We start from the raw sequence: 14,384 nt of genomic DNA, 5'->3' as shown, positions 1-14,384 counted from the left end.
AGTGAGCCTGCTGACCTCGCTGGCCCGGCTGCGGGCCCTGGACGAGGGCATCGCCCAGCCGATCGCGACCGTGCGGCACTGCCACCTGTCGCCGCGGCCGATGGTGTTCATCCCGCTCCGGCTGTCCGGCGAGGCCGCCGCGCCGCTGGCGGCCATGCTCGGCGACGACCGCGACCGGCCGCGGCTGCTCGTGGTGCCCCAGCCGCGCAACCGCGACCTGCGCTTCGCCTGGGCGGCGGAGCTGGCCGGGGTGCTGCTGCCGTACGTCGAGGGTTTCACCCGCGACACCGAGACGGTCGAGCGGCGCGGCGGCGACCCGTACGAGCGGGTCCTGGACGCGCCGCAGCTCGTCGTGCCCAACACCGGCGGCGTGGCCTTCACCCGGCTGCTCGGCCGCTCGACCCGCTTCCGCCGCGCCGACGGCCCCTACCCGGTGCCGGAGTCGGTGCCGCTGCTGGGCCGGTGGCTGACGTACTTCGCCGAGCGGGCCGCCTACCCGGGCTCCTCGCTCATGCTGGCCGCGACCGAGGAGCTGGGCCGGCACTGGGCCAGCGGGCAGAGCGGGCTGGAGGACGGCAACCTGGCCGCCCTGGTCGGCTGGATCACCGAGGGGCCGAGCGAGGAGGCCGAGGACCCGCTCGTGTGGCCGCCCGCCGGCCCGGCGACGGACCCGGGGTTCGACGCGGAGGTGCTGGCCCCGGCGATCGAGAGCGGGTCGGCCGAGCGCGTGGCCGAGGCGCTGCGCACCCAGCTGGAGCCGACCTGGCGGCTGGTGTGGCGGGCGATCGACCTGCTGGCGGGGCTGGAGCCGGGGGCGAGCGTGGCGCAGCGGTGGGAGCAGGACCGCGGCTCGTTCAGCGCGATGGCCGACAGCCTCGCCGAGGGCGGGCCGCCGCAGCCCCGCAGGGACGGCGCGGTGGCCGCCGCGGCCCGGCTGGCCCGTATGGAGCGCGCCCAGGCCGGCTACGAGGTGCAGCGCGCCTACGACGACCCGCTGGTGATGGCCGACTACCGGCTGACCGGGGAGGCGTTCGCCGGCGAGGTGATCGAGACCGTTCCCGACAACGCCGAGGGCGAGGGCCGCTCGCGCAAGCTGCGCCCGCTGGTGGTGCTCAAGACCGACGACCCGGTGCTGCTCGCCCCCGGCACGGCGCTCGGCACCCCGCAGCGCCGCGCTCAGGGCGCGGAGCTGGTGGAGGCACACGAGGGCCTGGTCACCATCAAGATCACCAAGGGCATGGGGAGGGGGAAGACTCCCGCGCCGGGCTCGGTGCCGGAGGTCGGCGAGCGGGTCTGCTACACCTCGCTCACCGGCGACTTCCAGGGCTCGCCCGCCCTGCCCGACGCCGAGGCCACGCCGTGGACGCACGGCGGCCCGCCCCAGGAATACGTGCCCGACGACGAGGACGCCCAGGAGGAGTGGTCGTGACCACCGGTCCCACCCGCAGCCCCGAGCAGGTCATCGCGGCCGTGCTGGCCGACCTGCCCCGGCACCGGGGCGTGGTGGTGGACTCCCCGCCGGGCGCGGGCAAGTCCACGCTGGTAGTGCGCGCCGCGGCGCACCTCGCGGCCACCGGCGAGCCGCTGATGATCGTCGCGCAGACCAACGAGCAGGTCGACGACCTGGTGGTGCGCATCAGCGACAGGCATCCGCACCTGACGGTGGGGCGGCTGTCGGCGAGCGGGTACGCGCCCCCGCCGCGCCTGCTGGAGCTGGGCGGCGTGCGGGTCGGCACCCGCGTCCAGGACCTCGGCGACCCGGACATCGTCATCGCCACCGCCGACAAGTGGGCGTGGATCGGCGAGCGGCGGTGGCCGTGGGCGATCGTGGACGAGGCGTACCAGATGCGCTCGGACAAGCTGCTGCGCATCGCGGGGCTGTTCGAGCGGGCGCTGTTCGTGGGCGACCCGGGGCAGCTCGACCCGTTCTCGATCGTGGACGGCGACCGCTGGTCGGGGCTGTCGTGGGACCCGCTGCAGAGCGCGGTGTCGGTGCTGCTGCGCCACAACCCCGACCTGCCGGTGCACCGGCTGCCGGTGTCGTGGCGGCTGCCGGCCACGGCCGCGCCGGTGGTGTCGCGGGCGTTCTACCCGTTCACCGGGTTCCGTTCGGGCACCGGGCCGGGTGAGCGGCGGCTGGAGCTGGCCACCGGCGGCATGGGCACCGCGCACGACCGGGCGCTGGAGGAGGCGGCCCGCTCCGGCTGGGCGCTGCTGGAGCTGCCCAACCGGCACACGGTGCGCACCGACGGCGAGGCGGTGCGGGCGGTGGCGCTGCTGGCCGCGCGGCTGTTGCAGCGCGGCGCGGTGGCGGGCTCGGAGCAGGGCGAGCGGCCGGTCACCGCCGACCGGATCGCGGTCGGGGCCGCGCACCGCGACCAGGTGGCGGCGATCCGGGCGGCCGGCCTGCCGCCGGAGGTCACCGTGGACACCGCCAACCGCCTGCAGGGCCGCGAGTACGACGTGACGATCGTGCTGCACCCGCTGTCGGGGCGGCGCGACGCGACGGCCTTCCACCTGGAGTCGGGGCGGCTGTGCGTGCTGGCCTCCCGGCACCGGCACGCCTGCGTGGTGGTGGCCAGGGCCGGGATCGCCGAGCTGCTGGACGCCCACCCGTCGGCCGAGCCGGTGCAGCTCGGCGTGCCGGTGAAGTTCCCCGACGGGTGGGAGGCGAACCAGGCGGTGCTGGAGCACCTGTCCCGGCACCGGGTCCGGGCGGACTAGCGCCTGGACCCGCACCCCTGCCGGCGGGACATTTGTCGGTTATCCGGCACTTATTGGCAGTTTGCGCATGGTGGATGGCCGGCGGGGCCCCCTACCGTCGAGACATCGAGATCACCGGACGGGGAGGGTGAGGCGACATGCGGGCACAGATGCTCAAGGCGATCGGCGGGACGCTTGCCGCGCTGGCGCTGGCCACGGCACCGGCGTACGCCGGCACCACGGCGGGGGCGGCGGCCGGGAGCACGGCCCGGGCGGGGGCGTCCGCCTGCGGCTACTACGAAGAGGGCGGGGAGTCCTACTACAACCACTGTGGCAACAGCCTCGTGGTGATCCGGGTCGAACGGTGGCTCGGGATGCCGGGCTCCGACTGGTGCGTCGCGCCCGGCACGACCCATCTCGGCCACAGCTACGAGATCAAGTACGCCTGGTACACGGGCAGGCTCTGCTTCTCGTAAGGGCCGGACGCGGCACCGGCCGGGCACGGCATCGGCCGGACGCGGCGGCGGTCAGACCCGGCACCGGTCAGACGCGGCACTGGTCAGACGCGGCGGCGCCAGACGTCGAAGGCCAGCACCTGGCGCATGCCGGCCGACTCGTACAGGCCGAGCGCCGGGGTGGTGTTGTTGGAGTCGACGTGCAGGATCGTGCCCTTGCGGCCGCGGGCGGCGTCGGCGGCGAAGGCGTGCCGCAGCAGGAACCGGCCGAGCCCGCGCCCGCGGAACTCCGGCAGCACGGCGAGCGTGGCGACGTAGCCGCAGCCCTGGTCGGGCAGGAACTGGTCGCTGCCGATCACCAGCCCGGCCGGGCGGCCGTCGATCCTGGCCACGGTGAGCTGGCTCCAGTCGGTGGCGCTCTGGGCCTGGCGGCGCTCGTACCACTGCTCGTAGGTGGTGGGGACGAAGCCGAAGTGCTCGGCGAAGCCCTCCTGGTGGACGCGGTGCGCCTCGCGCCGCACCTCCTCGCTCTCGCCGGTGTGCAGGGTGAGCCCGGCGGGCACGGCCGGCGGCTCGACCGGCCCCGAGAAGTCGATCCGCATGCGGTGGAAGCTGGTGCCCGGCTCGAAGCCCCGCTCCTTGAGCAGGGTCTGCTTGCCGTGGTCGGCGCGGTAGGTACCGACGTGGACGGTGGCGCCGTCGTGGCCGCGCTCGGCGGCCAGCTCGCGGGCCCGGCCGAGCACCTTCTCCCACAGCGGCGCGGACAGCTCCGGCGCGCCGGGGCGGACGATGACGTCGGCGTCCACCAGGTCGCTGTCGCCGTTGGCGCAGGCCCACGCCGAGGCGAGCAGGCGGCCGCCGGGCTCCTCGGCGAGCCAGCCGTCCCTGTCCCGGTCGAAGGCGGGCTCGACGAGCTCGTCCTCGACGTCCTGAAGGGTCATGTCCGGCGCGCCGAGCACCGCGCTCTCGTAGGCCGAGATGAGGTCGTACATGGCGGCCGCGTCGTCCAGTCGTGGCCGTCGGAAGGTATGCATGTGGGCAATTGTCCACAAAGCACCCAGCGAGTACCTCTCGTTTTCCGCCGCGCGGGCTAGGCTGTGGGCGTGCTCCAGGGCATCCCGCTGCGCATCGAGGTCGCCGCGCCGGACGCGACGACCGTCGCCCTCGCGCTCAGCGGCGACCTCGACCACGCCTCGGTGCCCCAGCTCACGGCCCTGGCGTTCGCGGAGGGCTACCGCCGCATCGACGTCGATCTGTCGGCGCTGACCTTCATCGACTCCTCGGGCCTGGCCGCGCTGGTGCGCCTGCAGCAGCGGGCCGCGGCCGCCCAGGCCGTGGTGCACCTGGTGGCGCTGACGCCCTACCTGCGCGGGCTGCTGGCGATGACCGCGGTCGACCGGATCTTCATCCTGCCACCGGGTTGACCTGCTCGGCCTGCCCCGACTCCACCGGCGCGCCGCCGCGCAGCGGGATCTCCTTGATGAACGCCGCCAGCACCGGCACCACGATCGCGAACGCGATGGCCCACCAGAAGACGCCCGAGATGGAGGTGGCCAGCGCCTCCAGCAGCCCGGTGCGCTGCTGCGCGGGGAGCTGGGCCAGCGCCGCCGGGTCCATCCGGCCGCCGGCCCCCGCCATGCGCCCGGCCGCCTGCGGGCCGAACCTGCCGGTCAGCTCGGAGGTGAAGTGGCTGTTGAAGACCGCGCCGAAGACCGACACCCCGAACGAGCCGCCGATCGAGCGGAAGAACGTGGTCGCGCTGCTGGAGACGCCGAGGTCGCGCTGCTCGACGCTGTTCTGCGCGATGAGCAGGGTGGTCTGCATGAGGAAGCCCATGCCGAGGCCGAGCACCGCGATGTAGACGCCGGTCTGCCAGGACGGCGTGCTCACGTCCATCGTGGACAGCAGCCACATGCCCGCGGCCATGCCGACGCCGCCGATGACCGGGTAGATCTTGTATCTGCCGGTGGCGGTGATGGCCCGCCCGACGAACAGCGACACGACCATGGCCGCGGCCATCATCGGCAGCAGGAGCAGCCCCGAGTTGGTGGCGCTGGCGCCCTGCACGGTCTGCTGGAACAGCGGCAGGAAGTTGATCGCGCCGAACATGGCGAAGCCGAGCAGGAAACCGATGGCCGAGATCAGCGTGAAGTTACGGATGCGGAAGAGCTGCAGCGGCATGATCGGCTCGGCGGCGCGGCGCTCGACCAGCACGAACAGCACGAGCGTGAGCACGGCGACCGCGGCCAGGGCGAGGATCTGCCAGGAGCCCCAGGCGTACTGGTTGCCGCCCCAGGTGGTGATGAGCACCATCGCGGTGATGCTGACGGACAGCAGGATCGCGCCCGCCCAGTCGATGCGCACCCGCTGGTGGACGCTCGGCAGGTGCAGCCGGGCCGCGATGAGCAGCAGCGCGACCGCGCCGACCGGGAGGTTGACGTAGAAGGCCCAGCGCCAGTCGAGGTGGTCGGTGATGAAGCCGCCGACCAGCGGGCCGGCGATCATCGCCAGCGACATGACCCCGGCCATGATGCCCTGGTACTGGCCGCGCTCGCGGGGCGGCACCAGGTCGCCGATGATGGCCATGACGTTCACCATGAGGCCGCCGGCGCCGAGGCCCTGGACCGCGCGGAAGGCGATCAGCTCGGCCATGCCGCCGCCGGGGCCGCCGAGCAGGTCCGAGCCGGCCATGCCGCACAGCGCGGAGCCGATCATGAAGATGACGATCGAGATCAGGAAGATGGTCTTGCGGCCGTACAGGTCGCCGATCTTGCCCCAGATCGGGGTCGAGACGGTGGTGCCCAGCACGTACGCCGTGACCACCCAGGACAGGTGCGTCAGCCCGCCTAACTCGCCCACGATGCGGGGCATCGCGGTGCCGACGATCATGTTGTCCAGCATCGCCAGGACCATGGCCAGCATGAGCCCCGGCAGGACCACCATGACCTCGCGGCGCCGTCCCCCGCTCTGCGTCACGGGCTCCCCCATGTTCCCCCCTTGTTGATCTTGCTTACTTGCCGCCCGGCAAGCATAGAATAAGGTAGATACTTACTTACCGGCCGTCAAGTTGAAATAGGTGCAAAGTGCGGGAAGACACGCGGACCCGGATTCAGGAGGTAGCGCTGCGGCTCTTCACCGAGCAGGGGTACGAGGCGACCTCGTTGCGGGAGATCGCCGAGGAGCTCGGCGTGACCAAAGCGGCCCTTTACTACCACTTCAAGACCAAGGACGACATCGTGGCGAGCCTGGTCGACCTGCTCGTGGCCGAGACCGAGGAGCTGGTGGAGTGGGTCCGTTCGCGTCCGAAGACCCCCGAGACCCGCCTGGAGCTCCTGGAACGCTACGCCGAGAACCTGGCCAGGCCCCGCCACCTGGAGATCACCCGTTTCCTGGAGCGCAACCAGACGGCGCTGCGCGCCCACCCCAAGCTCATCAAGATGCGCGAGGCGATGCTGGCCCTGACCGCGGAGCTGAGCGAGCCCGGCGCGGACCCGGTGGAGCGGATCAGCCGCTCGCTGGCGCTGTTCGCGTTGCACGCGGGCAAGTGGATGCGGCCGCAGGACGACCTCACCGAGGACGAGATCGCCAAGGCGTCCATGGAGGTGGCCAGGCGGCTGCTGGAAGCCTGACCCGCTCCGCGATCCCGCACGATTGGGCCGGGCGATCTCGGGCAGGAGGGCACCCACACATCCGCGAGGAAGGAGAACCGGTGGAGGCCTCGATAGCGCTCCGGCTGCCCCGGGATGCCGCGAGCGTCCCGCTGATCCGGCAGATGCTGGACGGCACGCTGCGCTCGCTCGGCGTCGAGCACCAGATCCGCGACGACATCGAGCTCATGCTCACCGAGGCTTGCTCCAATGTCATCCGGCACGCAGAGCCCAGTGACGAGTACACCGTCAGCGCCACCGTCCACGACGACCGGTGCTACATCCGCGTCGTCGACACCGGCGACGGCTTCGACCCGGCCGAGCTGAAGGAGCCCGAGCCGGGCGCCGAGCACGGGCGGGGGCTGCAGATCATGCGCGCGCTCGCCGACGACATCCGCTTCACCAACAAGAAGGAGAACGGCGCGGTGGTGTGCCTGGAGAAGCGGCTGCGGTTCATGCCGGGCGCGGCGGGGCCGCACCTCATGGCCAGCGACGGCCGCTCCCCCTCCCACGCTCCCCGCTGACCCCTTCACCCCACCGGGGCCCCTTCACCCCACTGGCTTCCCCGCCCCCCGCTCCTCGCCTGGCGCTCTCCTCCACTCGTCCTTCCCCTGCCTTTTCCCCTGCCCGCGCGGGGCCCGAGGGGCGGGTCAGCGGGGTTCCAGGGAGCGGTGCTCGCGGGAGAGGGAGCGGACGGGGGGCCGGGAGCCGTGCGGGTCGCCGTGTGGGTCGGGGGGCCGGGAGCCGTGCGGGTCGGGGGCGCCCAGGCGGAAGTGGCGCCGTAGCCGCGGGGTGCCGCCGGTCAGCTCGCCGCGCCGCCGTTCGGGCACGCCGTCCCCGCTGAGCCTGACCGTCAGCCGTCCGTCCCGGCGGGTCAGCCGCCGCCACCGGCGCCGCCAGTCGACCATCGATCCGGCCATGGCCACGAGCGCGACCAGGGCGATCACGGCGATGGCGGCGACCGCGACGACGAAGAGCACGAGCACGACCACCAGGGACCCGATAACGCCGAGCACGTCCAACATTTGCCGAGAAGTGCCCGCCCACCAGCTATTTATGCCGATTTCTGGGGATAGTTCGCTCTTACCCGAGGGCACCCGTCATTCGATGATGAGTCCTGACTGGTCAAGGCGGCCGGGCAGCAGGTCGAGCCGGCGCAGGATGACACCCTCGCGCAGCGCCCACGGGCACACCTCCAGCCGGTCCACCTCGAACAGGTCCATGGCCGCGTCCGCGACCAGCGCCCCGGCGGCGAGCTGCGCCGCCCGTCCCTCCGAGACGCCCGAGAGCTGCGCCCGCTCGGCCGACCTCATCGTGGTGAGCTTGACCGCCCAGTGGGCCATGTCCTGGCGGGAGAGCCAGCGCGGCACGTACAGGCCGTCGCTGGAGGGCGCGGCCCCGGCGATCCTGGCGAGCTGCTTGAAGGTCTTGGAGGTGGCCACGGCGCGGTCGGGCTCGCCGTAGCGGGCGACCGAGCCGACGGTGCGGGCGATCTCGGTGCGCACGTGCCGGCGCAGCGCGCGCACCTCCTCGGCGGAGGGCGGGTCGGCGGTGAACCAGCCGCGGGTCAGCCGCCCGGCGCCCAGCGGCAGCGAGACGGCCACGTCGGGCTCCTCGTCCACGCCGGCCGCGATCTCCAGCGAGCCGCCGCCGATGTCGAAGGCCAGCAACCGCCCCGACGACCAGCCGAACCAGCGGCGCACGGCGAGGAAGGTCAGCCGGGCCTCGTCGCGGCCGGACAGCACCTCGATGTGCACGCCGCAGCCGTCCTCGACGCGGCTCAGCACCTCTTCGCCGTTGGCCGCCTCGCGCACGGCGGAGGTGGCGAAGGCCAGCAGGTTCTCCACGCCCTTGTCCTCGGCGAGCTGGACGGCCTCCTTGACGAAGGCGCACAGCCGCTCGATGCCCCTCTCGGCGAGCCGGTTGTCCTCGCCGAGGTACTCCGTCAGGCGCAGCCCCTCCTTGTGCGAGTACGCGGGGATGGGCCGGGCGCCGCGGTGGGCGTCCACGACCAGGAGGTGAACGGTGTTCGAACCGATGTCCAGCACGCCGAGTCGCATGGAGCAGACGCTACCGCTCCACAGGTTTCACGGCGAAACGCAGACGAATGTGGTCGAAGGTGGCAGGCAGGGGGTCCTCCAAGGTGAGGGAGGGGACGGCTGAGCGCTCGCGCAGGAACGCCCGCAGCAGGGCGGAGGTCGTGGACAGCACCAGCTCGCGCGCCGGGCAGGCGGCGAACCCGGCGCTGAAGGGCACCCCGGCCCAGGCGTCACCGCCGCCGAGCCACAGCTCCGGGCGGTAGGCGTCGCCGGGCTCGGCGCGGTTGACGTACGGGGCGTAGATCACCACCAGCGTGCCCTCGGGCAGGTCCCACGGGTTGGGGCCGGCGACGTCGCGCAGGATGGCGGGCGTGGTGGGCCACAGCCGCAGCGACTCCAGGACGCTCGCCCGCGGGAACCCGCCGTCCCGGGGAAGGCCGTCGCCGTGGAAGGAGGCGAGCAGGGCCAACGCCCGGTAGCCGGCGATCCCGGCCGCGTCGAAGGCGAACAGCCAGTGCGGCACCTGCCCCTCGGCGTGCACCTCCGGCGTGGCGCGCGCCGCGGCGAGCCTGGCGGCCAGGCTGCCCGGCTCGGCACGTTCCAGGTGCGCGGCCAGGCGGCGGCGGAAGGCGTCGCGGACGTCGGTGCGGTGGCCGCGCAGCGAGGACCAGTTGGCGTCGCGGCGCAGCCGGTCGAGCAGGGCGGTGAGCCGCACGTCGTCGCGGGCGGCGTCGCCGAGCACCACGCGGCGGGCGATCCGCCCGTGCGCGGCGTGCCACTGGGGCCAGGTGAGCGTGCCCGCGCGGGGCAGCAGGGCGCTCTCCTCCTCCGCCACGTGGTCGAACGCGCCCGCGCCCGGGCACAGCACCCGCTCGTTCAGCTCCCGCCGCCGCTCGCGCAGCCCGGGCTCGCGGGTGATGAGCACGCCGTCGGGCTGGAAGTGCGCGAGCGCGCCGCGCTTCTCGGCGTTGGCCGGGGTGAAGGCCCGGTCCTCCAGCACCCGCCGCACGTCCGCGGCGGCGAGCGGCAGCACGGCCAGGCCCCGGCCGGGCAGGCGGGCCAGCAGCGGGCCGTCCCCGTACCGCGCACGCAGCCGCCCGAGCAGCCGCACCGCTCGGGCGTCGGCGTCGGCCATCCCGGCCAGGCGCACCGCTCCCGGGCGGCGGATGACCGGGCCCTGCGCCACGGTCGGCAGCACCAGCGTGGCGGCCAGCGCGAGCGACTGCGCGGGGGTGATCAACGGCAGCCGCGTGATCGTGGGCATGTTCCAGGGACTACCCTTCCTTGGTGGCATGACACGTTTGGGGGGGCTTTGAGCGCTTGCTGTGGTCCGAGCAGGGACGGCGCCACGGGATCGCACCCGCAGCCCGCCGTGCTCGCCGCGCCCGCCGCGCCCGCCGCCGGGCAGGCGGGGCCGGCGGCGGGATCGGCGGCGCGGCGGCCGGCGCCGCGCGGCATGGTACGCGTCCCGGGCGGCACGTTCCTCATGGGCGGCGACGACCCGGACGGCCGGCCGGAGGACGGCGAGGGCCCGGTCCGCGAGGTGCGGCTGGACCCGTTCCTCATCGATCCGGCGTGCGTGACGAACGCGCAGTTCGCCACGTTCGTCAAGGACACCGGGTACGTCACCGAGGCCGAGCGGATCGGCTGGTCGTTCGTCTTCCGCCAGTTCGCCGCGGCCGGGGTCATGGACGCCACCGTGCCCGGCGCGCCCTGGTGGGCGGGCGTCGAGGGGGCGTCCTGGCGCGCCCCCGAGGGGCCGGGCTCGTCGATCGGCCACCGGCAGAACCACCCGGTCGTGCACGTCTCGTGGAACGACGCGCACGCCTACGCGACGTGGGCCGGCAAGCGGCTGCCCACCGAGGCGGAGTGGGAGATGGCCGCCCGCGGCGGGCTGGAGCGCCGGCGTTACCCGTGGGGCGACGAGCTGGCGCCGAACGGGCGGCAGCGGTGCAACATCTGGCAGGGCCACTTCCCCACGGCGCCGAGCAAGGGGACGATGCCGGTCAAGTCGTTCCAGCCCAACGGCTACGGGCTGTACAACGTCTCCGGCAACGTGTGGGAGTGGACGGCCGACTGGTGGGCCACCGGCTGGCCGCCGTACGCCGAGAACCCGGCCGGGCCGGCCGAGGGCACGGCCAAGGTGATGCGCGGCGGGTCGTACCTGTGCCACGACTCCTACTGCAACCGCTACCGGGTCGCCGCGCGCACCTCCAACACTCCCGACTCCTCGACCGGGCACACGGGTTTCCGTTGTGCGGCCATACTCTGATCGCATGTCACGAACCCTGCGACTGTTGATCACCGGCGGCGGCACCGGTGGTCACACCTACCCGGCCCTGACGACCCTGTCGGCCCTCCAGCGCCGCCGGGTGCCGCACGACGTGCTCTGGGTGGGCACCGCCAGCGGCTTGGAGGCCAGGATCACGGCCGAGCACGGCATCCCGTTCAAGGCGATCACCACGGGCAAGCTGCGCCGCCGCCCCGATCTCCGGGAGCTGGGCACCAACATCGCGGACGTGTTCCGCATCCCGGTGGGGGTGCTCCAGGCGATCGGGCACGCGGCGCGCTACCTGCCCGACGTGGTGCTGTCGACCGGGGGTTACGTGGCGGTGCCGATCGGCGTGGCGGCCAAGCTGATCCGGCGGCCGCTGGTCATGCACGAGCAGACGACCGTGGTCGGGCTGGCCAACCGGATCCTGTCGCGCCTGGCCACCAGGATCGCCCTGTCGCACGAGTCGTCGCTGGAGCACCTGCCCGCCTCGGCCCGCGCGAAGGCCGTCGTGACCGGCAACCCGGTGCGGCCGGAGCTGCTGTCGGGCAACCGGGCGGCGGCCTACGACATGTTCGGGCTGACGTTCGAGGTGCCGCTGATCTACGTGACGGGCGGCGCGCAGGGCAGCAAGCAGATCAACACGCTGATCGCCGAGATCCTGCCGCGACTGCTGCCGCACGCGCAGGTCGTGCACCAGTGCGGGCCGAGCTGGATCGAGCAGATGCGGGCCGTGCCGGTGCCGCCGGAGCTGGCCGAGCGCTACCACCCGGTGCCGTACGTGGGGGCGGAGCTGGCCGACCTGTTCGCCGCGGCCGACGTGGTGATCGCGCGCAGCGGCGCCGGGACGGTGTCGGAGCTGACCGCGATCGGCAAGCCCGCCGTGCTGATCCCGCTCATCCCGACCGGCGGCGACGAGCAGCGCAAGAACGCCGGCTACCTGGCCTCGGCGGGGGCGGCGCGGGCGCTGCTGGAGCCGGGCCCGACGGCCGAGCAACTGCTGGCCGAGCTGATGCCGCTGCTGGCCGATCCGGCGCTGCGGGCGTCGATGGGGCAGGCGGCGGCCGGGCTGGGCCGGGTGGACGCCGCGGACGCGCTGTGCGACCTGCTGCTGGAGGTGGCCCACACCGGCGGCGCCGCGACCGGCCAGGGTCCGGCGGGCGGGGGTCCGGCGGGCGGGGGTCCGGCGGGCGAGGCTCAGGCGGGCGGGGGTCAGGGGCCGTCCGGGGAATCCTCCGGGGTGCCGGGGACCTCCTTCGGCGGGGCGCCCGGACCCAGGTGACGGCCCGGGTGTCCGTCCGGGTCCAGGCGGCGGTCCTGGTCCAGGTGGTCCGGGTCCAGGCGGAGGCCGGGGTCCGCGTGCCCGTCCTGGTCCAGGTGGCGGAACGCCTCGCGGGCGGAGCTCACGCTCCGCCCGAGCGCCTGCCGCAGGCGGTCGGCGTCCGCGGCCAGCCGGTCCAGCTCGGGAACGGCGAAGCCGTCCGCGCCGGTCTCGGCCACCAGCTCCTCGTACTGGTGCAGCCGCCCGCGCAGTTCCTCGACCTGCTGGTGGGCGCGGTAGGCACGCTCGGCCTCGGTGACGTTGGCCGCGTAACGCTCCAGGGCCTCCACCCGCGCGAGCACCGCCTCCTCGCTGCTGTCCAGGGCCCGCGCCAGCGGCCCGGCGACGGCCTCCACCTCGGGCGTGAGGCCCCGCGAGACGGTCTCCCTGTGCTTGGCGCGCAGGGCTGACAGCTTGGCCAGCAGGCGGGCGATCTCCCACTCCTGGGCGGGCAGGGTGACGGCGTTGCGGGCGTCGTCCAGCAGGCCCTCGGCGTTGACGCGGGAGCCGGTGACGGTGGCGATGGCCCGCTGGGCGCGGGCGAGCAGCCGCCTGGAGGACTCGTCGAGGTCGTCGAGGAGCACGTAGCGGCCCTCGTACCAGCGCAGCCGCTCGTGGATCACCCGATCGGCCTCGTCCTCGGCCTCCTCGATCGGCAGGTCGTCGCGGACGAACAGCACGATCACCAGCGGGATGCCGAACAGCACGAGCATGAGCAGGCCGAGCCCGCCGCCGGCGCCGAGGCCGAGCAGCAGCCCGAGGAAGGCCACCGTGGCGAAGGCGCCCGCCATTCGCCGGTGCGCGGCCGACAGCCCCCGGCGCGGCTGCGGAGCCCATCCCTGACGCATCTTCAGGAGCACTCGCCGGCCGTCGTTCCGTAACGCCTGCGCGTCATCCGGCGGTACTCCGGGGTCTACCACCACATCCGCCACGAAATCGGATCCTAAGCGAAGTTATGCCGTGCTTTGCCGAAAAATCCGTACGGTCCGCACGTCAGCCCTCCAGATACTTGAAAGCCTCATGGGCGGACTCCACGCTGCGCCGCAGCGAGCGCTCCAGCGTGTCGGCGTCCTCGGCCAGCTTCTCGATCTCGGGCACCGCCATCCGGTCGGCTCCCGACTCGGCCAGCAGCTCCTCGTAACGCGGCAGCCGTTCCCGCAGCTCCTCGATCTGGGCGTGCGCGTGGTAGGCGCGCTCGGCCTCCTTGACGCGGGAGGCGTAACGTTCCAGGGCCTCGACGCGGGCGACCACCGCCGCCTCGCTGGCCGACAGCGCCCGCTCCAGCGGCTCGACCACGGGGGCGACCTCGGGCGCGAGGCCGCGTCCCAGCAGCTCGCGGTGCTCGCGGCGCAGGGTGGAGAGCTTGGCCAGCAGGCGGGCGATCTCCCACTCCTGGGCGGGCAGGGTGACGGCGTTGCTCGCGCCGTCGAGCAGGCCCTCGGCGTTGACGTGGGAACGCAGCACCGAGCCGATCGCGCGCTGCGCGCGGCCCAGCACCAGCCTGGCCTCCTGGTCGAAGTCCTCGCCGAGCAGGTAGCGGCCGTCGTACCAGCGGGCCTGCTCGTAGACGTGGCGCTCGTGCGGGCGCTCGTCCTCGGGGGGCTCGCTCATCGAGGCGACCTTGACCAGGACGATGAAGACGTACGTGCCGAGCAGCACGAACCCGGCCGGCGCGAGCGGCGAGTCCAGCAGCACGGCCATGAGCGCGATCACCACCGGCGTGGCGGCCAGCAGCAGGGCGCTGGAGGGCCCGCGGCGCGAGCGGTGCGCGGGGGCCCGGCCGGCGAGGGCGTGCGGCGCCCATCCGGCGCGCATCCTGGACAGCAGCGAGGCGTTGGCGCGTAACAGCCCGGCGACTTCCGCCGGAACCGCCGGATCGACGACCACACCCACGCTCTGCCCTGGCACCTTGGCGCCCCCAACGCTCGTGATATGTGGATATTACGT

The 14,384-nt window shown here is 73.7% G+C and carries 15 protein-coding genes; 8 read left to right on the top strand and 7 right to left on the bottom strand.

Annotated elements, in window-relative coordinates:
* Position 1 precedes the first annotated feature (1 nt).
* The 3 genes from AB0H75_RS21155 (at position 2) to AB0H75_RS21145 (ending at position 3,179) form a co-directional block, all read left to right on the top strand.
* On the top strand, positions 2-1,429 hold the full coding sequence (locus AB0H75_RS21155; RefSeq protein ID WP_367798551.1) for a hypothetical protein: 1,428 nt from the start codon (positions 2-4) through the stop codon (positions 1,427-1,429).
* On the top strand, positions 1,426-2,724 hold the full coding sequence (locus tag AB0H75_RS21150) for an AAA family ATPase (protein WP_367798549.1): 1,299 nt from the start codon (positions 1,426-1,428) through the stop codon (positions 2,722-2,724). The genes AB0H75_RS21155 and AB0H75_RS21150 overlap by 4 nt, the downstream gene beginning before the upstream one ends.
* 137 nt (positions 2,725-2,861) lie before the next feature.
* Positions 2,862-3,179, top strand: coding sequence for a DUF6355 family natural product biosynthesis protein (locus AB0H75_RS21145; protein WP_367798547.1), 318 nt, complete (start codon positions 2,862-2,864; stop codon positions 3,177-3,179).
* Positions 3,180-3,262: 83 nt separating this feature from the next.
* Here the strand turns inward: AB0H75_RS21145 and AB0H75_RS21140 are convergent, their stop codons facing one another.
* A complete protein-coding gene (locus AB0H75_RS21140) occupies positions 3,263-4,192 on the bottom strand; it encodes a GNAT family N-acetyltransferase (RefSeq protein WP_367798545.1) in 930 nt (309 codons plus the stop codon).
* A gap of 69 nt (positions 4,193-4,261) precedes the next feature.
* On the opposite strand from AB0H75_RS21140, the gene AB0H75_RS21135 reads away from it, so the two are divergent.
* Positions 4,262-4,582, top strand: a complete 321-nt coding sequence (locus AB0H75_RS21135; protein ID WP_367798543.1) for an STAS domain-containing protein — start codon at positions 4,262-4,264, stop codon at positions 4,580-4,582.
* On the opposite strand, the gene AB0H75_RS21130 is transcribed toward AB0H75_RS21135, so the two are convergent.
* Complete coding sequence (locus AB0H75_RS21130; RefSeq protein ID WP_367798541.1) at positions 4,563-6,146, bottom strand: MDR family MFS transporter; 1,584 nt, start codon at positions 6,144-6,146, stop codon at positions 4,563-4,565. The two genes, AB0H75_RS21135 and AB0H75_RS21130, sit on opposite strands and share 20 nt — an antisense overlap.
* 95 nt (positions 6,147-6,241) lie before the next feature.
* Here AB0H75_RS21130 and AB0H75_RS21125 point away from each other — a divergent pair, with 95 nt between their 5' ends.
* Both AB0H75_RS21125 and AB0H75_RS21120 read left to right on the top strand, forming a co-directional pair.
* Entirely contained in the window at positions 6,242-6,787 is a 546-nt protein-coding gene (locus AB0H75_RS21125; protein ID WP_367798540.1) for a TetR/AcrR family transcriptional regulator, read from the top strand.
* A gap of 80 nt (positions 6,788-6,867) precedes the next feature.
* The gene (locus AB0H75_RS21120) at positions 6,868-7,329 is read left to right on the top strand and encodes an ATP-binding protein (RefSeq protein ID WP_367798539.1); all 462 of its coding nucleotides are present in this window, start codon (positions 6,868-6,870) and stop codon (positions 7,327-7,329) included.
* 126 nt (positions 7,330-7,455) lie between these two features.
* On the opposite strand, the gene AB0H75_RS21115 is transcribed toward AB0H75_RS21120, so the two are convergent.
* The 3 genes from AB0H75_RS21115 to AB0H75_RS21105 form a co-directional block, all read right to left on the bottom strand.
* The gene (locus tag AB0H75_RS21115; RefSeq protein ID WP_367798538.1) at positions 7,456-7,821 is read right to left on the bottom strand and encodes a hypothetical protein; all 366 of its coding nucleotides are present in this window, start codon (positions 7,819-7,821) and stop codon (positions 7,456-7,458) included.
* Positions 7,822-7,905: 84 nt separating this feature from the next.
* Positions 7,906-8,865: a Ppx/GppA family phosphatase gene (locus tag AB0H75_RS21110; RefSeq protein WP_367798537.1), complete on the bottom strand. Its 960-nt coding sequence runs from the start codon at positions 8,863-8,865 to the stop codon at positions 7,906-7,908.
* 10 nt (positions 8,866-8,875) lie between these two features.
* Positions 8,876-10,108, bottom strand: coding sequence for a cytochrome P450 (locus AB0H75_RS21105; protein ID WP_367798536.1), 1,233 nt, complete (start codon positions 10,106-10,108; stop codon positions 8,876-8,878).
* Positions 10,109-10,216: 108 nt separating this feature from the next.
* Here AB0H75_RS21105 and AB0H75_RS21100 point away from each other — a divergent pair, with 108 nt between their 5' ends.
* Together AB0H75_RS21100 and AB0H75_RS21095 are read left to right on the top strand one after the other, a co-directional pair.
* A complete protein-coding gene (locus tag AB0H75_RS21100) occupies positions 10,217-11,116 on the top strand; it encodes a formylglycine-generating enzyme family protein (protein WP_367798534.1) in 900 nt (299 codons plus the stop codon).
* Between the two features lie 4 nt (positions 11,117-11,120).
* Positions 11,121-12,398 (top strand): glycosyltransferase, encoded by a 1,278-nt coding sequence (locus AB0H75_RS21095; RefSeq protein ID WP_367798532.1) that lies wholly within the window; start codon positions 11,121-11,123, stop codon positions 12,396-12,398.
* Here the strand turns inward: AB0H75_RS21095 and AB0H75_RS21090 are convergent.
* Positions 12,329-13,285, bottom strand: coding sequence for a hypothetical protein (locus AB0H75_RS21090; protein ID WP_367798530.1), 957 nt, complete (start codon positions 13,283-13,285; stop codon positions 12,329-12,331). The genes AB0H75_RS21095 and AB0H75_RS21090 overlap by 70 nt on opposite strands.
* Positions 13,286-13,430: 145 nt before the next feature.
* Positions 13,431-14,330, bottom strand: coding sequence for a hypothetical protein (locus AB0H75_RS21085; RefSeq protein WP_367798528.1), 900 nt, complete (start codon positions 14,328-14,330; stop codon positions 13,431-13,433).
* Positions 14,331-14,384: the final 54 nt, after the last annotated feature.

Origin of the sequence: Nonomuraea sp. NPDC050783 (assembly GCF_040802095.1) — a bacterium.
In the GTDB taxonomy this organism is placed as follows: Bacteria; Actinomycetota; Actinomycetes; order Streptosporangiales; family Streptosporangiaceae; genus Nonomuraea.
Note: the sequence above shows the minus strand (reverse complement) of the source record. Positions and strands in the feature narration are given on the sequence as shown.

Excerpts from the sequence above, each read along its gene's own strand:
- AB0H75_RS21110 (WP_367798537.1), bottom strand. The coding sequence starts at position 8,865 with ATGCGACTCGGCGTGCTGGACATCGGTTCGAACACCGTTCACCTCCTG.
- AB0H75_RS21130 (WP_367798541.1), bottom strand. The coding sequence starts at position 6,146 with ATGGGGGAGCCCGTGACGCAGAGCGGGGGACGGCGCCGCGAGGTCATG.
- AB0H75_RS21145 (WP_367798547.1), top strand. The coding sequence starts at position 2,862 with ATGCGGGCACAGATGCTCAAGGCGATCGGCGGGACGCTTGCCGCGCTG.
- AB0H75_RS21095 (WP_367798532.1), top strand. The coding sequence starts at position 11,121 with ATGTCACGAACCCTGCGACTGTTGATCACCGGCGGCGGCACCGGTGGT.
- AB0H75_RS21140 (WP_367798545.1), bottom strand. The coding sequence starts at position 4,192 with ATGCATACCTTCCGACGGCCACGACTGGACGACGCGGCCGCCATGTAC.
- AB0H75_RS21105 (WP_367798536.1), bottom strand. The coding sequence starts at position 10,108 with ATGCCCACGATCACGCGGCTGCCGTTGATCACCCCCGCGCAGTCGCTC.
- AB0H75_RS21090 (WP_367798530.1), bottom strand. The coding sequence starts at position 13,285 with ATGCGTCAGGGATGGGCTCCGCAGCCGCGCCGGGGGCTGTCGGCCGCG.